The following is a 24,688-nucleotide window of genomic DNA, read 5'->3' on the forward strand; positions in this document are numbered from 1 at the left end:
CACTGGCCCCGAAAGCCGCAAGGGACACCCCATTCCTTATAGCGATCATCGTAAACTGAGCGGGAAACCAACAGCTCGAGGGCATCATGACGGCACAGCACGAAACGCCTCTGTCTTTTTCCATAATGCAGATAATTGCCCGCATTCCCTTGCTGATCCTTGCCTTGCAGGCAGGCCTGGCACTGGCCGAAGCGCCGGAAGTCGATCCCGAGCTGGAACGTCAGCTGGATGATTACATCACCGATTTCTCCGCCCCCGAGGATGAGCGTGCAGAGACGCTGGAAAGCATCGTCGAAGCACTGAGTGCCGACACCCCGGCCGCCACACGCCTCCGGGCTTTGGGCTATCAGATGGTGGATTTCCTCCACGAGGAAGACGAGGCCGCCGCCCTGGCCCGGAGCCAGGAACTACTGAATCTGGCCAAAGCCAGCGGGCATACCGACATCCAGGCCGAGGCCCTGGCCTTCCGGATCGACCTCCTCTGGCGCCTGGATGATCGTGAGGAAGCGATGATGTACGTCCCTCGCCTGGAGGCCATTCTGCCGTCGGTACAGGCGCCCCGGGTTCGCTACTACGGCCATAACCTGACCGCCCGCCTGTTGCGCGCCCACAGTCAGTACGAAGAAGCCCTCTCCCATTTTCTGGAAGCCTATGATGCGGTTCAGGAAACCGACGACGATCGAACCCAGCCGCGGCGCCAGTTCCTCAACTACAACATTGCCCAGATGCAGGCGGAACTGAATAACCATGACCAGGCCCTGGAGATAGTGCAGCGTGGCATCCGCGAGATCCGGGAACTGGAATACCGCGTTTACCTACCAGAATTTTTTCTACTCAAGGGCTATATCTTCGCCCAGATGGAAGAACACGAGGACTCCATCCAGGCCCATGAGGAAGCCATCGAGTGGGCCGAGCGGCTGGAACGGCCCGATATCATCATCACCAGCCTGAACAACATCGGCTCGGCCCGAATTCAGATGGAAGATTATACGGCCGCCACCGAGATTCTGGAGCGGGCACTGGAGATGGCGCTGGAAGTGGACGATGAACACACCCGGCCCTTGCTGGAGTTCAACCTGGCCTATCTGGCCATCATGCAGGGCGGCGGGGACGAGGCCGTCACAGTAATGGAAGCCGCAATTGAAGAACTGGTAGCCTTCTACAGCAAGGCCAATATGGCCGATCTGCTGCGCTATGTTGCCGAGGCCTATCGGGAAGCCGGTCACCTGGATCGTGCCATCGAGACCCTGATCGAGCAGCGGGAGATGAACGACGAGCTCTTCCAGTCCGAACGCGAAGAAAGCCTCAATGAGTTACAGACCCGATACGAAACCCGGGAACAGGCCGCCCAGATCGAGTTGCTGGAACAGCGCAATGAGCTACAGGAACGAACCATTGAAAACAGCCGTCTGCAACAGCAGATAACTATTCTTTTCATCATGGTGGTGGTGTTGAGCCTGGTCCTGCTTTGGCTGGCCTATCGCAGTGCGCGCCGGGCCAACCTGCGCCTGACCGCTGCCAATGAGCAGCTGGAATATCAATCAGTACACGATGTCCTCACAGGCTTGCTTAACCGGCGCTCCTTCCAGGAGGAAATGCAACAACGTGGCCAGGACGGTGTCGAACGTCGGGCCCAGACCCATCCGGACACGCTACTGCTGCTGGATATCGACTTCTTCAAGAAGATCAATGATCGCTACGGCCATTCCGGTGGTGATGCGGTGCTCAAGGAATTGTCCCGGCGCATCAAGGCCGTCTCCCGTTCCTCGGATATGGTGATTCGCTGGGGCGGGGAAGAACTGCTGCTGTTGCTCCGGAACATGGACCCGTCAGTCCAGCAGGACTACGTCACCCGCATCCTCAACACCATTGCCGAAGAACCCATCGAATACCGGGGCGAGTCCATTCCCGTCACCGCCACGGGGGGCTTTATTCAGCTTCCTTTCGACGGGGTACCGGAAGATGAAATCGACTGGGAAAGGGCCCTGCACATTGCCGACATGGCCCTCTACATTGGCAAGACCCATGGCCGCAATCGGGCCATAGGCGTCCTCGGACTCAACCAGCCCTACGAGCAAGTTAAAGATACCCTGAGCAATGACCTGGCCCAAGCGGTGGAAAAAGATCTGGTAAAACACGTCACCATTCCCGGGCCCGAACAAGGTCAGCAATAAACCACTTTCGATTCGAATTCCGGCTATGAACACAACCCTCCCACCCCGGTGTGCGACTGAATTTCACCGATAAAGTCCGGGCTGATACGATCAGACACCCAGACACCATGACGGGGAAGCAACAATGAGCAAAAAAAACCAACGCTTTGGCCCAAGATCGAATAACGACTTCAGACGTCTTGTCGATGAACAGCCTGTGGCCTGGATTGTTTCAGGCAATGGCAAAGACTTTCGCGCCAGCTTGCTCCCGGTTCGTCCCTATAGAACGGAAGGCAACTGCATTACCGAACTCGTCGGCCACTTTCCACGCTCCAATGACCAAGTGGACCTTCTTCGCGAAGACCCCGAAGCCCGTGTTCTTTTTCTTGGCCCCAACGCCTACATCTCTCCATCGTGGATGAAAGACCGGAGCTGGGCTCCGACCTGGAATTTCGCCAGTGCCCAGTGCCGTGTCCGTATAAAGTTCTTCGAAGATGAAAACCGACTCAGGGCGCACCTGGAAGAACTGGTTAACTGCATGGAGGAAGGCAGGGAAAATCAGTGGCGCCTGGAGGACATCGGCGATCGTTACGCCACGCTGGCCCGACACATTATTGGATTCACGGCCCAGATCGAATATCGAGAGGAGCGATACAAATTGGCCCAGGACGAGAACGACGAGGTGTTTACTAAGATTGTCGAGGGGCTGGCGAAAGGAGAGCACCAGGCCCTGCTGGAGTGGGTCAAACGATTCAACCCCGACCGTCCGAAGACAGGCTGATCATGCCTCTTCACGCTCCTTTCGATTGAAGTAATGTAAGGGTGGCGCACCGAAGGTGCGATGAAACATGGCGGTGAAGGCACTGGCGCTTTTGTAGCCAACATCGAAGGCCACCTGGGTCACTTGCTCGCCATTTGCCAATTTCGAGAGGGCATCCATGAGACGCACATGCTGTTGCCACTCGGAGAAACTCATGCCGGTTTCCTTCCGGAAATGACGGGTAAAAGTACGCCGACTCATCCGCGCCATCTCCGCCCACTCGTCCACCGTCCCCCAGTAACCTGGGTCAGTAATAATGCTCCGGCAAACGGCCAGTAGCCGTTCGTGCCGCGGCATGGGGATGTGAAGTGGTGCCACTGGCGTGGAGGCAATTTCGTCGAGCAACAATGCCATCACACGGCCATCCCGGCCATCCTCATCATATTCCACCGGAACCACCGTTGCCTCGATGATCAATTCCCGCAACAGGGTGGAGACCTCAAGTACGCGACAAGACGCAGGCAAGTCAGGGTGGGCTGATGAATCCACATAAACCGTGCGCACCGACACCGCACTTTGGCAACGAACCTCGTGATATACCCCGCCGGGCACCCAGACAGCACGATAGGGGGGCACCACTGCACTGATCTCGTCGGTAGTCACTGACATCACCCCAGCCGACGCATAGATCAACTGAGCCCTGCTGTGCTTGTGTCTTGGATCCAGGAAGCCGGCAGAGTACTCGTCCGAAAGTGCGGCCACCGGTCTCGGCACGTCCTGATAGTCAATACCACGCTTGCTTCTGATCATTGGCCCAGTCTAGATGGTTTTCGTTCCCCGTACGACAGCAGATTGCTCCCAATTGGCCCATGGTTATGGGTACTGAGCCAGCGAAAGGATTCCCATGATCGATAAAAACCATCAAAAAAAGCCTGCTACCGACGGTCTGGACGCCGAAATTCGGGAGTTCATGGACATCATGATCAAGGATGCGGCGGGGCACCCCCCCTTGGATGAGCTGCCCCTTCCGGAAGCGCGGAATCTGGCAGAAAAGCTTCGGACACCCTGGAGAAAAGGCGGGCCGGAGATGACCAGGGCCCTCGATTGCCATGCCCCGACCCGTCATGGGCCAATCAGACTGCGGGTGCACTATCCTCACGAGGTAAGCAACGCACCTGCTTTGGTCTATCTTCATGGCGGAGGCTGGACGCTGTTCAGCCTGGAAACCCACGACCGCCTGATGCGCGAATACGCCCACCGGACCGGCATCACTGTCATCGGGGTCGATTACTCCCTTTCCCCCGAATCCAAATACCCCACGGCCCTTCACCAGATCTGCGACGTCCTGGCGTGGCTTCCCGATCAGGCGAATTCGCTTGGGATTGATATCCGGAAACTAGCAATTGGAGGCGATTCCGCCGGTGCCAATCTGGCGCTGTCCAGCTGCCTGATGCTTCGAGACAATCCGAAAGGGCCCTTAATTCGCGGCATGGTGCTCAACTACGGGGCATTTGATTATGAGATATCCCGACAGGCCGAGCAGGCTTATGGCCAGCAAAACCACATGTTGGGTGCCGATGAGATGCGCCAGTACTGGCGCAATTACATTCGGGACATCAACGATCTGAAGGATCCGCTGGTTTGCCCCCTCCATGCCGACCTGCATGATCTGCCACCAGCTTTTCTCGTGATTCCCGAATGTGACGTACTGACCGAGCAGAACCTGCGCATGGCTGAGCGACTGCGTGCCGCCGGCGTGGATGCCATAGACCGAGTTTATCCGGGTACCACCCACAGCTTCCTGGAAGCCATCTCCATCGCCCCAGTCAGTGACCGTGCCCTTTACGACACCGCCAATTGGCTCAAACAGGCCCTGAAGCAGGACATGGCCTGATCTCGACAGTATGCGTCCTGTACTCGAATGCGATGTTTCCCCGGAGAACTAGAGTTGGGAAATTGGTAACGCCAAATCGCAACAACTCCATAGAGAGGGAGCGACCATGATGAAAATTCACACACCCGATTCCGGACGGTTTTCGCAATTGGCAACCACCGGACCACACGTCCTCGGCAAGACCACCGTCCTGCTCATCGCCTTCAGCTTGTGTACAAGCGCACTCGCCCAGGAAGGTGATGAAGAAGACGACTACGCCGAACTCGACATCATCCAGGTCCAGGCCCAGGACTACGTTTCCACCGCCAGCCAGACCGCCACCAAGACCAACGCACCCCTCATCGAAATCCCCCAGTCCGTCACCGTCATTTCCCGTGACCAGATCGACCAGCTTCACTGGACCAGTCTTGATCAATCCGTGCGCTACACGGCAGGTGCCACCGGGGAAAACTTCGGGCCTGACGAACGCTATGACTGGCTAACCATTCGTGGCTTCAACCCGGTTCAGTACATTGACGGGCTGCAGGCACCGGTTGGCTCAGTCAACAACATCGGCACCGACCTGTACGGCTTCCAGGCCGTGGATGTGCTCAAGGGGCCGGCTTCCGTTCTCTACGGCCAGTCCCCTCCCGGCGGGATCGTCAACATGACCAGTCGCCGCCCGGAAAGCTCTTATGCTGCGGAGATCGGCCTGCAGGCTGGAAGCCATGACCACAAGCAGATCAATGCGGATGTCACCGGTTCCGTCGGCAATGATGTCTCGGGTCGCTTTACCGCTCTCTTCCGTGACCGGGAAACCCAGACGGATTTCACCGAATCCCAGAGAATCTATATTGCACCCGCCCTGACATTCGATATCTCCGCTGATACCGAACTGACGCTGCTCAGCTACTATCAACAGGACAATATCGACAACCAGAGCACCGGCTTCCTGCCCGCTCAGGGCACCTTGCTGCCCAACCCCCACGGCCAGATTCCTGTCAGCCGGAACATCGGGGAACCGGGACTCAATTTCTTTGACCGGACCCAGTATGGTGTCGGCTACGAATTCACTCATCGCTTCAGTGACAACTTCACGATGCAGCAGAACGTGAAGTATTTCGATCAAGAAGTGGAATCACGGGAAATTTACGGCACCGGTTTCGAGGACATGGATGGCGATGGAGTACCGGATGATTTCCGGACCGTCACCCGCTCCGATTTCCCTTTCAATGAGGAAGTCGACTCATTCAATATCGATACCCGGGGCTATTTCGAACTCAGCGCAGGTGATGTGGACCATACTTTGATGGTCGGCCTGGATCATCGTCAGTACAGCAATCAGTCGGAATCAGGCTTCGACGCCGCACCGTCTATCGACATCTTCGATCCCGAATACGGACAAGCCATTGACGACCCGGCCCTGTTTCCCTTTGCCGACCAGGAGCAGGACCAGACTGGGCTCTACATCCAGGACCAGATCCGTACCGGCAACATGATCATCACCCTTGGTGGTCGACAGGACTGGCTCTCTTCCGAAAATGAAGGCGTATCCACCAGTGAAAGCAAGCTCACCTACCGTGCCGGTATCAACTACCTGTTCGACAACGGCTTCGCTCCCTACGCCCAGACCGCCACGTCCTTCCAGCCGGTCCCAGGCGTGGATGTGTCGGGAAATGCCTTCGACCCCTCCACGGGAACCCAGTACGAGATCGGTCTCAAGCACGATGGTGCCCGGATGGGGGACAACTGGCGCTTCTTCGGTTCGGCCGCGATGTACCAGATCGTCCAGGAGAATGTCCTCACCCCTGACCCTGACAATCCGCTCTTCAGCGTCCAGGCCGGCGAAGTCGAAGTCAGTGGCTTCGAACTGGAAGCCGTCGCCCGCTACCAGCAGCGTCTCAGCTTCAATGCCTCCTACAGCCGGACCGATTCCGAAGTCACCGAGAGCACCGGACCGGACCTGGGCCAACGACTGCCCATGGTACCCAAGCACAAGTTCTCGCTGCTGACCGACTACACCATCCAGGATGGCCCTCTGGCCGGTCTGGGCGTCAATCTCGGCATGCGTTATCTGAGCGCTACTTACGGCGATCCCGCCAATGAATGGCAGGGTGACTCGGTCACCCTGTTCGATACCACAGTCCGCTATGATTACGACTTCTGGCGCTTCGCCCTCAATGTCAGCAACCTTACCGATGAGAGCTATGTTGCCCGCTGCAGCAGCGCCATTGACTGCTTCTACGGCACCGAACGCATGGTGATCGGCAGTGTGACTCGCAGCTTCTGAGTCACCGCCCTTCTGAATCATCGGAGGGGCTAGCAAGGCTGGCCTCTCCGATGAGTGACGGCAAACTGATCATCCCACCACAGAAGACAGATTGGGATTTCTCAATGTTCGTCAGCATGCAATGGAAAAATCCGGTTTTCGCCACCCTGCCCGGCCTTGTCATAGCGATGTACATGGCGGCCACGACCCATGCCGAACTCCCCCTCGCCGGGGAACAGCAGGTCCGTTTCCAGACGGATGAAGGCAGCTGGATCTCCGTCGACATCCACCCCGATGGCGAGACCCTGCTGTTCGACCTCCTCGGCGATCTGTACACGATGCCGCTGGCGGGCGGCAAAGCCGCTCCCCTGTTGGTGGGCCCGGCCTTCGAATCCCAGGCAATCTATTCACCGGACGGACGTCACATCGCCTTCATCAGCGACCGGGACGGCAACGAGAACCTCTGGCTGGCTCGCTCGGACGGGACGCAAGCAAGGCCGCTTTCCCGCCTGGATGACAACACGGAATTCACCTCCCCCGAGTGGTCGGCCGACGGCGAGTCTGTCCTGGTATCCCGGATCCGGCCGGATTTCGGGGCACTGAGGATCTGGCAGTACCCCGTCGATGGGAGCAAGGCCCGCCAGATCACGGAGGCCAGGGAGTCCCCGGAGCAAGCCAGGGAGGAACGGATCAGCACCGTGGGAGCGGCCGCTGCCAGTGACGGCGAATACCTCTACTACGCCCGGCGAGCAGGCTTCGTGAAGCCCGGGGGCGAATTCCGGCCCTGGGAGATCGTCCGGCGTCACCTGGATTCGGGTCAGGAAACGGCCATCATCACGGCGCCGGGCGGCGCCCTCCGCCCGGTCCTGTCACCCGATGACCGTTTCCTTGCCTATGTCACCCGGCAGGACGGCCAGAGCGCACTTCGTCTGCGTGACCTGGACAACGGGCAGGACCGTGAACTGGCCGCACCGCTCCAGGACGACCAGCAGGATGCCTGGGCCACCATGGATCTCATGCCCCGGCACGCCTTCACGCCGGACGGTGAGTCTCTCGTCTATCACGGCCGGGACGGCAAACTCCGGCGCATCGACATCAATTCCGGCCAGACGCAGATCCTGCCCTTCCAGGTGGACGTCGAGCTGGCCATCGGGCCCTCGATGCACCAGGCCATTGAGGTAGAGACCGGGCCGGTACGGGCACGCCTGATCCAGTCACCGGCCCTGTCACCGGACGGTCAGCGGATTGCCTTTACCGCCATGAGCGGGCTTTACGTCATGGACCTGGAAGAAAAGCAGCCCCGGCGTCTGACCGGGCAAGAGGCCACCGGCTATCACCCCGCCTGGTCGCCGGATGGCGAGCGCATTGTCTATGTCAGCTGGAGCGCCCGTGACGGTGGGCATATTCGCCAGGTCGCTGCCGACGGCGGGGCCTCCCGCCGTCTGACCGACGCCTCTGCCTATTACACCCATCCGGTCTTCACACCGGAGGGTGAAGCCGTCATTGCCCTGAAATCCGGCCACCAGGAGCGTCTGGATCAGGCCATGGAATATGGCGTCTTCCGCGAGGCCGAGATCATTCGCCTGCCCGTTGATGGCGGCCCCGCGGACCACCTCACCGCCGGGGCCTACACCGGCCCGGTCCAGTTCCTCCACGACTCGGAGCGCATCTTTATTTACGGCGAGGACGGCCTCGCCTCCATTGATCGCGACGGCGGAGACCATCGCCTGCATTTCCGGGTCACCGGCCCGTCCTACTATTTCGAGGAAGGCCGCAGCCCCGTCCAGGCACTTCGCCTCCACCCCGACGGCGACCGTGCCCTGGCCGTGATGCGCTCCCAGCTTCATCTGCTGGCCGTCCCTGACAACGTACCGGAGCAGGAAGACCCACCCACCGTGGATCTGGGCGAGGATGAGACCGCCAACCGCCAGATTACCACCGTGGGGGCCGATTATGCCGAGTGGTCGAAGGATGGTAAGACCCTGACCTGGACGGTCGGCGCCCGGTTCCATCGTCGTCCAACAGATTCCTTGCCCCTGACAGGCGAGGCAGAAACCAATGCCCGCATCGAGGCCCACACGGAAAGCACCCTTGTCCACATCGAATACCCCCGGGACCGGCCCGACGGCCACCTGTTGCTGCGCGGGGCGACCGTCATCACCATGCGCGACGATGAAATCATCGAGAATGCGGACATCCTGATTGCCGGCAATCGCATCCAGGCCGTCGGTGAACGCGGTGACATTTCGGTCCCCAAAGGGGCCGACACCCGCGACCTGAGCGGACAGTACATTTTGCCTGGATTCATCGACACCCATGCTCACTGGGCGGACATCCGGCGCGATGTCCACGACCTCGAAAGCCATGGTTTTCTCGCCAACCTGGCCTATGGCGTCACCGCCGGCCTGGACGTCTCGACCCTGACCATCGACATGCTCGCCTACCAGGACATGATCGATGCCGGCCTGATGACCGGCCCACGCGCCTTTTCCACCGGCCCGGCTGTCTTTTCCTTCAATGAGTTTCGGTCCGAACAGGCCGTCCGCGATGTCCTGCGCCGCTACCGGGATCACTACCGGGTTCATAATCTGAAGCAATACCGGGTGGGCAACCGCCAGACCCGCCAGTGGTTTGCCCGTGCCGCCGCCGACATGGGTCTGATGACCACTACCGAAGGCGCCGACAACTTGAAGCTCAGCCTGACCCAGGTCCTGGACGGCTTTGCCGGGCTCGAACACGCTCTGCCACTTGCCAGCCTGGGCGGGGACATTATCGAACTGTTCACTCGTAGCGGCCTGGCCTACTCCCCCACGCTCACCATCAGCGACTCAGCACCCGGCCTCAATCACTTCATCAAGGATGCCGAGCCGGAAAACGACCCCAAGATCCGCCACTTCTTTCCGGAATTCGTAATCCGTGACAAGACCGACGACCTCACCCTGCGCAGCGAAGAACATGCACGGGTCAAGCAGCATGCCGAAAACACGGCCCGCCTGTACCGGGCCGGCGCCCTGGTGGGTGCCGGCAGTCACGGGGAATTCCAGGGAATCGGGTTTCACTGGGAAATGCAGGCGCTGACCCAGGGTGGACTGTCGGCACATGAAGTGCTTCGTATTGCCACCCACGGCTCAAGCCGGGTCATCGGTCGCAGCGGCGACCTGGGCAGTATCGAAGCCGGAAAACTCGCCGACCTGCTCGTCCTCCGGGACAACCCCCTGGACGACATCCACAACACCCTGACCCTCGACTACGTGATGAAAAACGGCCGTCTTCATGAGGCCGACACCCTGGACGAGGTCTGGCCACGAGCACGACCGCTACCCCCACTCTGGTTCCAGGAAGAGTCAGCATGCATCGAATGATCCGACACGCGGCAATACACTCTCTCGGCGCCGTCTCCATCGCCACCATACTGCTGACACCCGTACCCGTAGTGGCGGAGGAATCCGTCAGTCAAGACAGACAAGATAATCTCTGGCAGACAGGCATCGACATCCGCAGTGGTCTGTACGCCAGCGAACAGGAATCCCGGACCGGGGAGACCAGCAGCAACGAGAACTGGCGCACACGCCTGCGCTTCCATGCCGAGCGCTCCCTCAGCCCGACATGGACCGCCAGAGGCCGGATCGCAGGCGTATATACAAACGACCAGGACCAGAGCAGTGCCTTCCTGAGGGCCCATGCCCCCACACGTAGTGGTCTTCGCCCGGGGGACACTACCGTGGATGAGCTCCATCTGGGCTGGCAGCCGCTGGGAGCCGACTGGTCGCTTCGCTTCGGGCGCTTCCAGTCACGCGCCGGTATTCCGGTCGTTCCCGCCAAAGGCATCGACCGCAAGGACAGCTCCAATGTGGGCGTCTCCTGGACCGATGGCATCGAGGCCGATTACCGGCTCACCGATCACTGGCAAGGCCAGACCCGACTGCATTACAACCACCGCCGGGGCAGCGGCAGTGTGCATCGCGCCCCGCTGGACTACAGTGATTCCGGCAGCCGCATCGGCCTGACCCAGAAACTGGAAAACACTCAACCCCTCGGACCGGTCGTGCTCCGTCGACTGACCTTGACCTGGGAACCGGACAGTCTCGCCAGCTACGGCCTTGATGATCCGCGCCGGGAGGATTATCTCAGCCTGACCGCCAGCGGCGCGGCCAGCTGGGCGATCGGGGATACCGGCACCGACTTCCTGCTGGCCGGTGAACTCGGCCAGGTCCGGCATCGTCCCCAGGCCACGGTCATTGGCAGCGGAGACCAGGGCCGTGCCGATAGCAGCGCCTGGCAACTCTCCGCCAACCTGGAGCAATTTCTGCCCGGGCACCGCATTGGCGTGGTCTACGGTCGGGCCGGAGGCGGATGGCTTCACTCCGTCGACTATCGCAACAACGATGCCCTTTTCGAGATCCGGCACCAGTACCGCTTCAACCCAACCTGGAGCATGGAGAGCCGCTTCCGTATGCGCCGGGAACTGGAAATTCCAGTGGACACCAGTTCACGGCGCACCGGCCAGGATATCTACATCCGTTTCACTGGCCGGATTGCGCCATGAATCTTCTGTTAGCGCTGCTATTCAGCCGTGCAATCGATACAGCGGGTAATGGTGGGGTCGGCGGCCAGGCGCTTTTCCTCGATGGGCTGGCCGCATTTGAAACAATCACCGAACTCGTCATCCCCAAGCCGGCGCAGGGCCCCCTCGACCCGGTGCAGCTTGTCCCGCCGACGCCGCGCCACGGCCTGGGCCATCTGCTGGGCCTGCATGGCATCCATGCGCGACAGCCGACCCTGGCGGGTCTGGTCCAACTCCACCGGCCGATTGGCATCGGCATCGTCCTCCGCCGCCGCCTTGAGCTCCTCGCGCATAGTCAGCAATTTATCCCGATAGGCTTCGCGCTTTGCCTTGTCCACATCCACTCCTGTATGCGCCTATTCAGTCCGCGACAATGACTCGATTGCGGCCAGCCCGTTTGCCTTCATAGAGCGCCTCGTCGGCGCGGGCCACAGCATCGTCAAAGCCATCAGTCACTTGCGCGATTCCGATGGTCATCTGGATGGGAATCGACCCAGCTTCGGTTTCCACAGGGTCCCGGGTAACGGCTTCCAACAGGCGACTGGCCAACTCGAAACATTCCGCTTCCGCCACCCGGGGCAGCATAATCAAAAACTCCTCACCGCCCCAGCGAATCACCGAGTCGAAGCCCCTTACATTATTCTGCAAACGATCGGAGATGACCTTTAATACCGTATCGCCAATGGCATGACCGTATTGATCATTAATCGGTTTAAAGTGATCGATATCGGCCATGGCAATGGCCTTGGTATAACCTTCCCGTTGACCTCGTGAGGCTTCCAGGTCCGCCAGAATGGTAAAGCCCCGGCGATTCAGCAGCCCCGTCAGGGGGTCACGCGCCGCGAGTTCCTCGCCCCGCTGAGCCCGGGCACGGTAAACGCGCCAGATAAAAAAGGCCACGAAGGATAAAATGATCAATCCCGAACCCGTGCCCCACAGCATCCACCGTTGGCGTTGCATTCTGACCGCCGCCAGCTGCCTGTCGAGCTCCAATAGCTCAATCTCGCGCTCACTCCGATCGAGTTCATACTGGGCTTCCAGGCGTGCCGACTCACGGCGGCGATCTTCAGCCAGCATGCTTTCATTTAGCGCGTGGACCCGCTGATAGGCCTCAAGGGCAAGGCGATAATCTCCCCTTTCTTCGTAGAGCTCGTAAAGTACACGGTGCGCATCTCGTTCCACCGTCGGCACTTTCCCCTCAGCCAGATCCACAGCTTCCCTCAGATGCGCCTCGGCCTGGTCGGGCTCGCCCTGTGCCAGCCGCAGACGAGCCAGATTGACCCCCACCCCTGCTCGCAAGCGAAGACTGCCCAGCTCGTCCAAGAGATCCTTGCCTTCCAGACAGGCCGCTTCGGCGTCATCCAATTGCCCGGTTTCCACCAAGGGCTGACAGAGAAGCGCCAACACCCGCGCCACTTCGGGTTGATTATCCTGTGCCCGGGCCAAGTCCAACGCCTCCTGGTACAAGGACAGACTGGCCTCCATGCCTTCCAGATTCTGAGCAACAATTGCCAGGTTATTGATCGCTGCCAGCTTCAGCCCATCCAGCCCATGGGTCTCGGCCAGCGCCCGCGCTTCTTCCAGATAATCCCGGCCCCCCCTGTATTCCTCCGCCATCAGGTAGGCCACCCCAATGGCCATCAGGGCCCGACCATGCCCAGCATGGTCATCGGTATCGGCCAGGATCTCCCGGGCTTCAAAAAAGGTGTCGATGGCCTCCGCCAGCCGCCCCTGCTCGGCCTTTACCGTCCCCAAAAGATGCAGGGCACGCCCGCGCTTCTCGGGAGAGCCCAGGGTCTCGGCCAACTCAATCGCCTCTCTCGCATCGACCTTGGCTTGCGCATAACGTCCCAAACCACGGGCCAGCTGACCCCGGCGCAGCAATAAGGACAGACGCTGCTCGTCATCAACGTCCTGCATCAGCTCCGCTTCCACGGCTTCCAGTTCAATCAGCGGGCCGGAATCGGCATAAAGGGCGGGAGAAAACAGGACAAAAGCGACAGCAATGACAAACACAGGGCCCAAACGGCAAGGCCCCGCATCAGAAAAACTTCCCAGCAATAGGCCTCGGGGACTATCCAATATCAGCACATCCCTGATGAATTACGCTTCCTTGGAGTATGGTCATACCCACCGGCCCTGTCCAATGCGGACTTCGACCCCTGCTCAGCCTGGCATCACCCCCATCAACCGTGATCGAGCAATGCGCGCAGCGGCGCCGGCATGCGCGCGAACAGCCAAGCCTGGAGCCTGGCCTCGTGCTTCTGCCAGAGAATACCGGCATAGATAATCAGCAGGCCAATCGCAGCCAACGCCACTGGAAACAGCAGACTATCCTGGAAAAACCGGGAAAGATGGCCCAGGTAGACCGCCACACCCAGTCCCCCAAACACGGCAAACACCCGACGGCGCAAGGCGGCGCCAACAAAGATCATTGTCAGATTGATCAGCATGTAGACAAACTTCGCCAGCTCACTGTCCGAGCTGGTGAATGTCATCCCACACCAGAACATCAACACGCCCACCAGATAAAGCCAAAAAGCATAATCCCGCTGGCTGTGGCTACTTCGTAGATCCACCCAAAAGGCCAGGCCAACGGTCAGAATTCCTATGTACAGCGTGACCATCCGCCGCAGATCGTAGTAATCCGACCAGCTCCCCCCGTCCACCTCAATCAGCCGTACCAGATCCATACTCAGATACCACAGCGTCACCGCCACCAACAGGAGTACAAAAGGCTCCCGGTAACGCCAGAACGCAATAGCAGCCGCCGCCAGCGTAGCCAGCTCCATATAGAACCAGCGCCAATCGATATAACGGTGATAATCCGTCACCAAACGATCCCCCTCCCAGACACCGATCAATTGCTGGAAGGAATAAACAATCAACGGCACCGTCGCCACCGCAAAGGTAATTGTCACCCCCGACGGCAGGCGCAGCCCCTGAGCCCGAAACCGTTCAGTCAACCCCACCCCAACCCCAGCCATCCCCAGGCCAAGCAACAGCATGGGCCAACCCGACCAGGCATCCCAGGCCAAGGTAATAAACAAACTCACCGCCCCAATGGCCACCAAACCACCGAGGTAATAAAGAATATGCGCCGCCCGAAAACCCGGTCCATGCGCCTGCCGATCCGACAGAAAGGCCCAAAGCCCCTCCACCTGCCCCGACTCAATCCGCCCCTCGGCCGCCGCCGCTTCCAGATCCCGCTTGGATATCTTCATGTTCTGCTTCCCCCTCTCAAAGAAACGCCCTCGACAGACATCCTGAAGTTATCATGTATCTAGACAGGGATAACGCCTCCATTTTGTCGCACCCCGAACTTGAGCTATAACGGTTGCTATTGCCTCCTGGAGCCGAAGTTAAAACGAGCACGGGCACACCCCCGACGAGACTCCTGTGGCGCTCGCTGCCCGGACCGGAGTAACTTCATTCTGTGGTGATTAACGTCTTCCTGATCACTCATCCAATACCCTACGCTGTCTTTATGGCGAAACCCGGACTAGCTCTAAATTCTTGCTCTAATCTAGGCTCCAGGATTGATCTCACAGCTCTGGGCCCACAACTCTGCACCTCGGCCTCAGGCGGCCGGGTCGTGATGATGGAACGTCTTCGTAAACGTTGCCCTAGACCGAATTGCAGGTAAACTAGACGCCCAGCATCTAGGCAAAAGGAACTTGCTCAATGGCCAAGCGCTCCCAATCCATCTTTGTCGACATGGTGTATCTGCCCTGGTGGGTCGGGGTCATTTTCGGCATTCTTTTTTTAATCGTTGGCTTGGTTTTTGTGCCGGCTTTGCTTGAAGGGCAAAAGTTCGTCGGACTATTCACCGTCCATGTGCAGTGGTTCGTCTACTTCCTCGCCTTCCTCAGTTTTCTTTCGGCCACCGTCAGCGTGGGCCGCAGTTGGTGGCAGGGTAAGCTCTTCTACAAAATGAAGGGCGGCCAGCCCGTGGAGAGCCTGAGTTGGCGTGACTTTGAGCAGATGCTGGCCGGGGCTTTCCGAGAACAAGGCTACTTGGTGGCCGACAATCCCCCCGGCCCGGACGAGGGCATCGACCTCAGGCTCCGAAAAGGGCGGGAGAAAATCTACGTCCAGGCCAAACACTGGCATCACAAGCCGGTGGGTGTCAGCGTCATCCGCGAACATCACGGGGTTGTCACTGCCGCCGGCGTCGACGCCGGCATTGTAGTCTCCAGCAGCGGCTTCACCCCCGATGCCAAGCGTTTCGCCAAAAAGGCGGGCGTCCGCCTGATCGGCCCGGTGGAATTGCGCCGATGGTTCACCGGACAATCCCCCAAAAGCGAGCCCCAAAACACCGCAGGCATCGAACGCCGCTCCAAAGAAGCCGCCGCCCCGGATTGCCCCGCCTGCAAAACCCCCATGGTTGCCCGCACCGCCCGCCGTAGCCCCAATGCCGGACAGCAATTCTGGGGCTGCCCCAACTTCCCCAACTGCCGACAGACCCGCCCGTTCAACTAGGTCCCTACTAATGGACGACCGCACGACTTGTATAGCGCTGGCCGATGCAGAGTAAGCCCCTACTCCACCGTGGCTAGAAACCCAATCCCGGTCGCCTGCGCACCCGGCTTGTGAGCCACTTCACGCTCAAGCACCGCCATCAGGGAGTCAGCCGTCAAGGCGCGCCCGAACAGGCCGGCCTGCCGTTGAGCCACGGCAAAATCGCCCGGCGTGAGCTGGCGCAGGCGAGCCAGACGCTCGCTGATGGAGCGCGATAGCGGGCCACGCCGCCCACCCAAGGTGCGACGGAACAGGCGTTCGGCCTGTTGGCGATGCAGGTAATCAAAGGACACCTTCACATCAAAGCGCCGCAAGGCGGCGGTGTCCAGTGCCTCCATGTAGTTGGTCGTGGCCACGAACCACCCTTCAAAGGCCTCCATCTGGGTAAGCAGCTCATTCACCTGACTGACTTCCCAGCCCGCCTGGGCCCCAGCCCGGCTGCGCAGAAAGCTGTCCACTTCATCCATCACCAGCACCGCCTTCTGCCGCCGCGCCTGCTCAAAGGCATTGGCCAGGTTCTTCTCATTCTCGCCCACATACTTGCCCAGCAGATCCGAGGCCCGCTTGACCAGCACCGGCCGGCCCAGGCGATAAGCCAGGTATTGGGCCAGGGCCGTCTTACCCGTCCCCGGCGGGCCGCAGAAGCAGAGTCGGCCACCCTGGCCGCCCCGCATCAGTCGCAGCAGCTCGGATACCCCCGGGCGGGTATTCAAGCACTGCATATCAAAATCCTTGGGCGGCTTGGCCGGCCGAAGCTTGTGCTTGGCCCTATCCCCCCGCTGCCCGGTCAAGACCTGCTCGGCCACCGCCCGGGCGCGCTGGGGATCATCCGCCGCCACGGTCCGGGCCACCCGCGCCGCCCGTTCGGCGATAGCCGGCGAAACATCCCGGCGCGCGGCCACGGATTTCAGCCAGCCACCATCAACGCCCATGCCCCGAAAATAGCGGCGCAGGATCCGCTCCCGGTGTTCCTGGGGCGGCGCCTTGACCTCCATCACCAAATCAAAACGCCGCAGGTGGGCCGGGTCCAGCATGCGGATGCTGTTACTGATCCAGACCGCCGGCACCGGATTAGACTCCAGCAGGCGATTCACCCAGGCCTTGGAATGCTCTTCCTTGCGGCCCATGGCAAACATCGGCAGATCCCGCCCGAACACATCCTCGATCTCATCGAATAGGATCAGCCCCCGGCCACTGGAACGCAGCGCGGTCTGGGCCAACTCGAAACTGGCAAAGCGCTCGGAGGCCGACATGGGCTCCCCGGGGCGGGATTCATCCGCCACCTCAAAGGTCTCAAAACCCAGCACCTGGCCCAGGGCCCGGGCCAACTCCGTCTTGCCCACCCCCGGCGGGCCATGCAGGAGCACATTGCGGCCCTTGGCCGCATGGGCCTTGGCCAGGTAATCGCGCAGCAAAGCCACCTGCTCCGACATGTGGCCAAAATCATCCAGGCCCAGCTCCGCCACCCGGCCCGGCGTCACCCGGTGCCGGAACAACTCCATGGCATCGCTCTGAGGCTGCCAGAGCCGTTCATCCAGCCCCGGCATGGTGGCCAGGCCCGGCGTGGCGCCCCGGCGGTTCGTCTGCATCAAACCACTGCGATACAGCGGCCCGGCCGGGTCCATGGCCTGCTTGACCACTTGGCGGGACAGGCCCGTGCAGGCACTGATCATATGCCCGGCACTGCGGACGTTGCCGCAACGCAAGGCATCATCCACCACGTCCTCAAACCAGTCGTACATCTCATAAAACACACCCACCGCCAGCACCACTTCTTCGGCCTCGCACAGGCCCAGGCACTCCGCCAGCAGATGCAGGTTACGCAGGGGTTCATCCGGGGAAGAAACGGGGTCGGCCAACAGCCGCTCATGGGCCTCAGCCAAGGGCTCACGGCACTCCGATTGCGACAGATCCAGGCCTTCCTCAATCCCGGTCATCCGGGCCGCCTGAAGCCCCAGCGACGGCCGGCCCATCATGCCCGAGCTGAACGGCACCGCCGCCAGCATCAAGCGAACAGCCCAGACCGCCGCCATCCATTCCGATGCCGACAACCGCGGCGTTGTGGCCGATTGGATCGGTGCATACTCGACTTTCAGCATCCGTCGCCCTCCTCTGCTGTTGGTACAACAGCTTACGGCAAGGCAACGACAGATCTTGTCGTGGCAAATGCCTGTCGGCTTTTTTAGCCTTCATCACCGGCACTGCCGTCATACAGTACGCGCCCATCAGACTTGCGTATGCCAATCAGACGCGATGAGCGAAGGGCAATCACCCCATCATTCCAGGGCGCCATGATCCACCAGCAATCGCCCGACTCGGTCATATAAGGCGATGCTCTGGGCGGCAACTCATCGTAAATCTTCAATTCGGAGACAGGCACCTTGGCCCGCCAGGCGGCCATGTTAAGTGCCGCCTCGCGGCTAAAGCCCGGCACGGCAGGCTCAGCGTCTGCCTGGTCATCGAAACGGTCCTCTTCGTCAGGCGGCTTCAAGGCGTTTCACCGTTGTGTTGCCCCAGCCACCCCTCGGCAACAAGTCGAGCCCCCTCTGCCCATGCGCCGCATCGTGATTGTTGAGGATTCGCTGTATATCGCTTTGATCCAAATAGCATTCAGAACTCAATATCTCAGCGTAGGTCGTCACCAAAGACCAAACCCGGGGCTGAGCAATCCACCGCCGCATCCGAGCCCGCTCCTGGTTCATCAGCGCATGAGGCCGTGGCCGGGTTGCCCCCTGATGCACGCCGAAATCTCCCCATAGCATCAAAAGGCGTTTTGCCATCGCCTTGCAGTGGTCCAGATCCGATCGCGCCCCCAGGGCGCGAAGCGGCTTGCCCAACACCTTGGCCTCGGCCAGCGGCCCGGCCAGAAACACCCGCATCTCCCGCTGAACCCGCGCCACACTCTCCGCCCAGGCCAAGCGCCCATTGCCCACCCCAAGGGCCGGATCAAAACGCGTTGGCCGTCGGCGATGCATCAACCGCGTCACCCCATTACCCGGCCGCACCGGCGAGGCCTCGACCTCATACACGGTATAGCCTTCAAAAAGGGCCGCCACCAGATGGCCGGCCTCATGCCAGGCAGTCACATCCAGATGAATCCGGTCACAGTCGCGCATCAATCACCGCTCCAACGTCCTTTCAGAAGGCAACATCCAGGCAATCAAAAGATCCAGACCTACTCCTCCTGATCGCGCTGAGCCTCATGCATCGCCTGGGAAGCGAACATCACCACCAGGCACAGCACCGTAAAGAACACCAGCCAGCCAGTATGACCGACCTCCTTATCGCCGACAAAAATCAACAGGAGACAAGCAACCAGTCCTGCCCAGAACCCTAACGTGGTGCGGAAAAATAGCCCCACATACACCGCCAATCCCAATGCCAGATTCTCCGCCATCTCCAACCTCCCCGGACCGTACCCGTTACAACGGCTTGAAACGAGCTTGGGAGCAAGGAGCGACAAGGGCTGTCGCAAACGGGTCAGACTGAGCGGGCCCGCCAGGCATGGTTGGCCAAGATGGCCCGAAGCGGTCGACTCGAGTCAGCCGGCCGGTGGAGGTCTTCGGACGACAGGCAATGGACGGGACTGCCGCGGTAGGCTCGCGCAATCTCGTCCCTGAATGCACGCGCTACGGCCTCATTGGCGGGATCATGGATGACCACCCCATCCGGCACAGGGGCACCGGAGCCGGCCAGATACACCTCGCCCAGCCACAGAAAGACAAACGAATCCATATCAGGGGCAGACGGGAAATCAGGAAAAGCGTCTTCCAGCGATCTCCTTGGCGCACAGGCATGCTGCCTGGCAAAGCGGGAGAGAATGCACTTCCACAGGGACTCGATATTCTCCGGGCTCGCTTCCATTGCCAGAGGCCGACTACCACCTAGCTCCGGCCATGACTGGCCAAGCATGCCCTCCGGCTCCCCATTCTCTTCCAGCAATACAGCAACTTCCTGTATGGCATGAAGTACACACAGCGTTGCCTGCTTGCGCCCCAGCTGCCTCAGCCGGCCTTCACGACCACAGACCTGGCAGGTATGCGCCGCTTCACGACAGGCTTGCTCAACCCACCGATTCAATCCCTCCGGGCCTTCGTAATAGGCACGCAAGGTCCCAAACTTCGACTTGATCTGTGCCCACTCAAAATTCGCGATGTCACGTCGTTCAATCTCGCCCTCAACCTCACGGATCAGGCGGTGCAGTGCATCACTCCAGCCATCGACCCATCCCACCGAACCATTGGGGAACTGGCTTTTGTAGGCATTGACCACTTCCGCCTCGCTCGCCTGAACCGAGGACGTTCTCAATGCCGTTTCAATCGTCATGGTGTTCATACCGGCTGTTCCAGCTAAGCCCCCTGAAATTAAGGTGTCGCCCAAATCAGCGCCCAACCACCCTCAACAACGCCTCCCGGATTCGAACCATGGCCAAGGAATCCTGCCGGCAATACACCCTGAGCGCGTTCTCCAGGCGCTCTCTCTCTGCTGCATCCGCACAATCGAGCATCTGTAGCCAGCTCCGGGCCGCCGCCTGACCATCCGCCACTTCCAGATCGCCGTAATCCATCCCGGGGGCAAGCACCGGCAGTACGGCCTTGATCGAGTAAGAACCCCGAAACCCGGGATGGCAGTAATGATCCCGAACCACCGGTAAAAGGTCACAAAGCCTGTCCCGCAAGGCCAGCAGCTCCCCCCGCAGCGCGGGCACGGCATCAGCCAGCAAGCCCAGGACACGCGATTCATACGAGGAATAGACAATGATCGACCCCTGCTCCCCAAGGCACTCCAGCAAGGCCCGGGCCAGGGCCTCGCGGGGATCATCATCGCTGGTGGCCAGAAACTCGGAATGCTCCAGCTCCGCATCGGGCCTGGCCTGACTGTGACAGGAAAACTGAAACGGGACGGTCCCGTAAGGGCTCGTCCCCGGCCATCGAGGAAGTGCCGGCATGGCCGCCTCGAAATCCAGGAAGTACAACGGCCATTCCACCCGTTCAAGAGCCCGCCCCAACGCCGGAGAAACCCAAGCCTCACCAGAGGCAACGCAGCGCCTCACCCGCTCCTGAACGTTACTCAAAGGAAAGCCATCCGGAATCTCGTCAATCGACTCCGCCCCAATCGCCCTCAACTCATCCCGCTTTTTCCCAAGCCGAGGCAGCCAGTCAATGGGTTGCTCGGAAAATTCCACATCACGACTGCAGTGGCCGTAATAGGGGCAGTCATAGGGGGTAAAACAATGATCCCCAATCTCGACTTCCGGCTCCTCGCTGGCCACCACTTCCTGGAAAGCAAACACCTGCGCTTCAATCTCCCCTAAGCGATGCTCACTGTCCGCTGTCAGATCTTCAAAATGAAACAGTTGATCCAGGTCGTATTCCCCACCGGGATACACATAATCCCGATTCAGCACCAACACCCCCGCGCGCCGCACATCCAGCCCGGCCCCACGCAGTATCCAGTACTGAAGTGCCACATCCGTATCGAAAGGTTCCTTCACCCGAGTTGAGGACTTCACCTCCACCAGATCCCAGCCACCCTCCGGCGCCCGCGCTAGAATATCCACCCGCGTCAGCACCCCGCGATGCTCGATCGCCGCCTCATAGATCGCTGGCACCGACAGATCCGCCATCAACGCCTGAGTACGCTCAATCGCCCGCTCAACCTCCCAATACGGCCCATCAACCAGCACACCGCCAGACCAACGCTTCTGCGCCAACTCACCCACCGCATGCCCCGTCGCGAAAACCGCCTCCAAGCCCTCATCCGGCGGCGCCGCAAGATGCCGGGCATGGATGTCATACCAGAGGCGCAGGGGGCACTGGGTTCCCGAGATGAATCGGGACTTTGAGATCCTAGAGTTTTTTGCCTTCCTAGCACTCATTTATTCTCCATCCCTGTCGCTCACAAGCCGCTTCTGTACAATCCAGTTACTGTATCGCTCAGAGTTATCATCGTCGTTTTTCTTTCTCGTTGGCGCATATAGTGGAACATCTGGATTCAGAGGGACAAAGAATAGGTTCCCAGCCGACTTTTTACCCCGAAAGAACCAAGTTGGACACTGATCAATCGAGTTATCATCGAATCCCATTGATTTCTCATCACTCCGGGAAGGGCCCATCAGAACAAAATATGGCCGCACCAAGGACGAACTGGCCTGCCCTTTCTTGAAAATGGCATCAAGCCTGTTTCCTTTCGATGCCAGCTGCTCCCCAGACCAACCAGAATCCAACTTCGCTTCAATCAGTATCAAAACAACCTGGTCTTTTTCCCGAAAGGCAACCAGAAGATCCACATCCTCCTGATTGCCCGACAGAAGTGGCAAGCCATCTTCCTGTTGCCCCGGGTAATTGCTATACCGACGACTTTCTCGTACCGCATCCTCGACCACCACACCCTTCGATCCAAGATGATAGGCAGCCGAAATCCAGTCAAGATGGTAATCCATGGCCACATAGGGGTTTTGTGGAATCCTGATCCCCAACTCGGACTCAAGGCTTTTCTTGAAATCATCCTGAAGGCCCATCGGACGACCAATCACCACTTTCCGTATCAGGTGATAGCGCTCCTTACGGTTAAACTTTCGAAGCGCATCTAGCATCAGTTCCGCTTTCTCTTTACTCATTACCCCATCCTTATATCCACGACTCAATCGACTTCCCACCAGATTAATTTGTGCATTTTTTGCTGTCCACGCCCACACCAACTCCAAAAACCGACTGCCTAATTTCGAGAGCACAACATATTTAGGCAAAAATCAACGACAGATTATGTCGCACTGTTTTTTCGAGCGACCCGAATAACTGAAAATCCGGCAACCGGATTACCGATAACAGCCACCTTGCTGTACCCCAGCATAGGCGCGATACTGCGGTTTCGAACCGGCACAGAGGTTTAATACAGCGGCCCAAAGGATAGAAAGCACTCGAAGGGCGGCGCGCGGGCTTCCGCTAATCTGAAAAAATAGCTGCAAACACAATCAATGCAGGCAGGAAGCGTTTGATAAGCATCGCCGTGGGATAGCAAGGAGATCGACGGATGACGGACACCACAACACTTGCCGCACTAGCGAAAGCTGCAGAGCAATTAACCGTACACCCACTATTCCGCCAGCTCGGCGCCTACAACCGTTACCGGAATATTTTCCATGTACTGTACCCGGGCGAGATCTATCACACCCGATTCATTGCCTGGCTTTTGGACCCCAATCAAGGCCATGGTCTGGGCTCGCGATTCCTGCGTGAGTTTCTTTTGCTAGCCCGCGAATCAGCCGATTCCTGGCAGGGAGAAGCGCCTGGTCGAAAAGGATTAAAGGGCTTCTGGAATGAATGGGAACTGCTCGACATCGACTCTTGGCATCTGGATGACACCATTGTTCTGACCGAGTCAAAAATTGCAGACAAATCAAACGGCGACGATTCCGGGCTTATCGCTGACATCCTTTTGGTCAACATCTACCACGAATGGTCCATCGCAGTTGAGATCAAAACGGGTGCAAGCTACGGTGTCGGACAGCTTAAGCGATACTCCCACTGGGCTTCGAATTACCACTTGAATTCCAATAAAGATCCGAATTACGACAAAGCCATCGTACTTCTCGATCTCGACGAGCAGTTTGAGGGTGAATCGGACGGTTGCACAGCCACTACCAGCCACTGCCCAAAGGGAGAATCCGGGTATTTTTCCCCATTGGGGTTTGAGCCAATCTTCGGAATACTGAAACGCATTCTAAAGCAGGAAGCAATCTCCGACGACATCTCCCTGATCATCAGCCAGTGGATTGACAGCATGGAAGATGCCGACACTTCCTATCGCAATGTTTCTGAGGACCTGATTCCCCTAAGGACTCAACTTCGCAGCGCGTTCCGAGCAGAGATTGATTTACTCAACGCCCACGCTTCGAAATATGCCCCGACAGAAATTACCTTCTCTGAATTCCCGGATAGAAAAACAGCAGAAGTAGAGAAAAAATACGCCTTGATGCGTTTCTACCACCAATACGGAGATACACTCGAACTGTTGGCGCAAAGCCGGACTTTTGAAGGTGCAATGGAAAGTCACTCGAGCCTCAAAACAATCGATTACGTCGCCAATCGCGCCACTCTCCACATATATCCTGAGGTTCTCACCCAGTTCGCAATAACGCTAAGCGGATATGCCTGGCTCACCTATGAGCTTGACCACCAGGATTCTGATGACAATGTCCACCGTCGGGCACCCGAAACATCTAATGATCCAGGGCCTGGCCGGCTTACGTTATGGCTAGAAGTGCCTGAATCGCTCAGCGCATCAGAGAATTGCAAGTGGTGGGACTTTCTAGAAAGCATCATCACAACAAGAAAGAAAACAGAACGAATCCAAAAGCCCGTGCAGAAGAAAAGAGAGAATTTCCTTATTAAACGCTGGGATGGCAGTGACGCTCATAACACAACCTTTCCTCCGTGGTTGAACGACCATATTCAAGAAGTGACGGGAATAATCAAAAAACACCTCTGAGAGGGATATCATTGATGGCAATTGGAAAAGCCCCAATGAATAAATGGATGCAGCCACT

19 protein-coding genes are annotated in these 24,688 nt (G+C 59.0%); 8 read left to right on the forward strand and 11 right to left on the reverse strand.

The window, feature by feature from the left end:
- Positions 1-86 precede the first annotated feature (86 nt).
- Together J2T60_RS07865 and J2T60_RS07870 are read left to right on the forward strand one after the other, a co-directional pair.
- Complete coding sequence (locus J2T60_RS07865) at positions 87-2,174, forward strand: tetratricopeptide repeat-containing diguanylate cyclase (protein ID WP_253448016.1); 2,088 nt, start codon at positions 87-89, stop codon at positions 2,172-2,174.
- A gap of 124 nt (positions 2,175-2,298) precedes the next feature.
- Positions 2,299-2,934: an FMN-binding negative transcriptional regulator gene (locus tag J2T60_RS07870; protein WP_253448019.1), complete on the forward strand. Its 636-nt coding sequence runs from the start codon at positions 2,299-2,301 to the stop codon at positions 2,932-2,934.
- Here the strand turns inward: J2T60_RS07870 and J2T60_RS07875 are convergent, their stop codons facing one another.
- On the reverse strand, positions 2,935-3,723 hold the full coding sequence (locus tag J2T60_RS07875) for an AraC family transcriptional regulator (RefSeq protein ID WP_253448022.1): 789 nt from the start codon (positions 3,721-3,723) through the stop codon (positions 2,935-2,937).
- A gap of 94 nt (positions 3,724-3,817) precedes the next feature.
- Between J2T60_RS07875 and J2T60_RS07880 the strand changes: the two genes are divergently transcribed.
- The 4 genes from J2T60_RS07880 to J2T60_RS07895 all read left to right on the forward strand — a co-directional run bounded on the left by J2T60_RS07880 (position 3,818) and on the right by J2T60_RS07895 (position 11,601).
- Complete coding sequence (locus J2T60_RS07880; protein WP_253448025.1) at positions 3,818-4,807, forward strand: alpha/beta hydrolase; 990 nt, start codon at positions 3,818-3,820, stop codon at positions 4,805-4,807.
- Positions 4,808-4,913: 106 nt separating this feature from the next.
- Entirely contained in the window at positions 4,914-7,076 is a 2,163-nt protein-coding gene (locus J2T60_RS07885) for a TonB-dependent siderophore receptor (RefSeq protein WP_253448028.1), read from the forward strand.
- Between the two features lie 104 nt (positions 7,077-7,180).
- A complete protein-coding gene (locus J2T60_RS07890) occupies positions 7,181-10,417 on the forward strand; it encodes an amidohydrolase family protein (protein ID WP_253448031.1) in 3,237 nt (1,078 codons plus the stop codon).
- Positions 10,405-11,601 (forward strand): hypothetical protein, encoded by a 1,197-nt coding sequence (locus J2T60_RS07895; protein ID WP_253448034.1) that lies wholly within the window; start codon positions 10,405-10,407, stop codon positions 11,599-11,601. Before J2T60_RS07890 ends, J2T60_RS07895 begins: the two co-directional genes overlap by 13 nt.
- Before the next feature lie 17 nt (positions 11,602-11,618).
- Here J2T60_RS07895 and J2T60_RS07900 read toward each other — a convergent pair whose 3' ends face one another.
- The 3 genes from J2T60_RS07900 to J2T60_RS07910 all read right to left on the reverse strand — a co-directional run bounded on the left by J2T60_RS07900 (position 11,619) and on the right by J2T60_RS07910 (position 14,843).
- Positions 11,619-11,957 (reverse strand): TraR/DksA family transcriptional regulator, encoded by a 339-nt coding sequence (locus J2T60_RS07900; RefSeq protein WP_253448036.1) that lies wholly within the window; start codon positions 11,955-11,957, stop codon positions 11,619-11,621.
- Between the two features lie 22 nt (positions 11,958-11,979).
- Positions 11,980-13,635 (reverse strand): diguanylate cyclase, encoded by a 1,656-nt coding sequence (locus J2T60_RS07905; protein WP_253450794.1) that lies wholly within the window; start codon positions 13,633-13,635, stop codon positions 11,980-11,982.
- Between the two features lie 170 nt (positions 13,636-13,805).
- Entirely contained in the window at positions 13,806-14,843 is a 1,038-nt protein-coding gene (locus J2T60_RS07910; RefSeq protein WP_253448039.1) for a DUF2157 domain-containing protein, read from the reverse strand.
- 460 nt (positions 14,844-15,303) lie between these two features.
- On the opposite strand from J2T60_RS07910, the gene J2T60_RS07915 reads away from it, so the two are divergent.
- Positions 15,304-16,101, forward strand: coding sequence for a restriction endonuclease (locus J2T60_RS07915; RefSeq protein WP_253448042.1), 798 nt, complete (start codon positions 15,304-15,306; stop codon positions 16,099-16,101).
- 59 nt (positions 16,102-16,160) lie between these two features.
- On the opposite strand, the gene J2T60_RS07920 is transcribed toward J2T60_RS07915, so the two are convergent.
- The 7 genes from J2T60_RS07920 to J2T60_RS07950 form a co-directional block, all read right to left on the reverse strand.
- A complete protein-coding gene (locus J2T60_RS07920) occupies positions 16,161-18,239 on the reverse strand; it encodes an AAA family ATPase (protein ID WP_253448045.1) in 2,079 nt (692 codons plus the stop codon).
- Between the two features lie 83 nt (positions 18,240-18,322).
- Positions 18,323-18,631 (reverse strand): hypothetical protein, encoded by a 309-nt coding sequence (locus tag J2T60_RS07925; RefSeq protein ID WP_253448047.1) that lies wholly within the window; start codon positions 18,629-18,631, stop codon positions 18,323-18,325.
- Complete coding sequence (locus J2T60_RS07930; RefSeq protein ID WP_253448050.1) at positions 18,618-19,256, reverse strand: hypothetical protein; 639 nt, start codon at positions 19,254-19,256, stop codon at positions 18,618-18,620. Before J2T60_RS07930 ends, J2T60_RS07925 begins: the two co-directional genes overlap by 14 nt.
- Before the next feature lie 59 nt (positions 19,257-19,315).
- Positions 19,316-19,537, reverse strand: a complete 222-nt coding sequence (locus tag J2T60_RS07935; RefSeq protein ID WP_253448053.1) for a hypothetical protein — start codon at positions 19,535-19,537, stop codon at positions 19,316-19,318.
- Positions 19,538-19,620: 83 nt separating this feature from the next.
- Positions 19,621-20,475 carry a hypothetical protein gene (locus J2T60_RS07940; protein ID WP_253448056.1) on the reverse strand — a complete coding sequence of 285 codons (855 nt, stop codon included), beginning with the start codon at positions 20,473-20,475 and terminating at the stop codon, positions 19,621-19,623.
- 46 nt (positions 20,476-20,521) lie between these two features.
- On the reverse strand, positions 20,522-22,018 hold the full coding sequence (locus tag J2T60_RS07945) for a DUF2779 domain-containing protein (RefSeq protein WP_253448058.1): 1,497 nt from the start codon (positions 22,016-22,018) through the stop codon (positions 20,522-20,524).
- Positions 22,019-22,759, reverse strand: coding sequence for a hypothetical protein (locus tag J2T60_RS07950; protein WP_253448061.1), 741 nt, complete (start codon positions 22,757-22,759; stop codon positions 22,019-22,021). It lies immediately after the preceding gene.
- A gap of 413 nt (positions 22,760-23,172) precedes the next feature.
- Between J2T60_RS07950 and J2T60_RS07955 the strand changes: the two genes are divergently transcribed.
- Positions 23,173-24,630, forward strand: a complete 1,458-nt coding sequence (locus J2T60_RS07955; RefSeq protein ID WP_253448064.1) for a PD-(D/E)XK nuclease family protein — start codon at positions 23,173-23,175, stop codon at positions 24,628-24,630.
- Positions 24,631-24,688 lie beyond the last annotated feature (58 nt).

The sequence above is a fragment of the Natronospira proteinivora genome (genome assembly GCF_024170465.1).
Lineage (GTDB): Bacteria > Pseudomonadota > Gammaproteobacteria > Natronospirales > Natronospiraceae > Natronospira > Natronospira proteinivora.

Bases quoted from the DNA above. Each gene is read 5' to 3' on its own strand.
- J2T60_RS07865 (WP_253448016.1), top strand. From the start codon at position 87: ATGACGGCACAGCACGAAACGCCTCTGTCTTTTTCCATAATGCAGATA.
- J2T60_RS07870 (WP_253448019.1), top strand. From the start codon at position 2,299: ATGAGCAAAAAAAACCAACGCTTTGGCCCAAGATCGAATAACGACTTC.
- J2T60_RS07875 (WP_253448022.1), bottom strand. From the start codon at position 3,723: ATGATCAGAAGCAAGCGTGGTATTGACTATCAGGACGTGCCGAGACCG.
- J2T60_RS07880 (WP_253448025.1), top strand. From the start codon at position 3,818: ATGATCGATAAAAACCATCAAAAAAAGCCTGCTACCGACGGTCTGGAC.
- J2T60_RS07885 (WP_253448028.1), top strand. From the start codon at position 4,914: ATGATGAAAATTCACACACCCGATTCCGGACGGTTTTCGCAATTGGCA.
- J2T60_RS07890 (WP_253448031.1), top strand. From the start codon at position 7,181: ATGTTCGTCAGCATGCAATGGAAAAATCCGGTTTTCGCCACCCTGCCC.
- J2T60_RS07895 (WP_253448034.1), top strand. From the start codon at position 10,405: ATGCATCGAATGATCCGACACGCGGCAATACACTCTCTCGGCGCCGTC.
- J2T60_RS07910 (WP_253448039.1), bottom strand. From the start codon at position 14,843: ATGAAGATATCCAAGCGGGATCTGGAAGCGGCGGCGGCCGAGGGGCGG.
- J2T60_RS07915 (WP_253448042.1), top strand. From the start codon at position 15,304: ATGGCCAAGCGCTCCCAATCCATCTTTGTCGACATGGTGTATCTGCCC.
- J2T60_RS07920 (WP_253448045.1), bottom strand. From the start codon at position 18,239: ATGCTGAAAGTCGAGTATGCACCGATCCAATCGGCCACAACGCCGCGG.
- J2T60_RS07930 (WP_253448050.1), bottom strand. From the start codon at position 19,256: ATGCGCGACTGTGACCGGATTCATCTGGATGTGACTGCCTGGCATGAG.
- J2T60_RS07935 (WP_253448053.1), bottom strand. From the start codon at position 19,537: ATGGCGGAGAATCTGGCATTGGGATTGGCGGTGTATGTGGGGCTATTT.
- J2T60_RS07940 (WP_253448056.1), bottom strand. From the start codon at position 20,475: ATGAACACCATGACGATTGAAACGGCATTGAGAACGTCCTCGGTTCAG.
- J2T60_RS07945 (WP_253448058.1), bottom strand. From the start codon at position 22,018: ATGAGTGCTAGGAAGGCAAAAAACTCTAGGATCTCAAAGTCCCGATTC.
- J2T60_RS07950 (WP_253448061.1), bottom strand. From the start codon at position 22,759: ATGAGTAAAGAGAAAGCGGAACTGATGCTAGATGCGCTTCGAAAGTTT.
- J2T60_RS07955 (WP_253448064.1), top strand. From the start codon at position 23,173: ATGACGGACACCACAACACTTGCCGCACTAGCGAAAGCTGCAGAGCAA.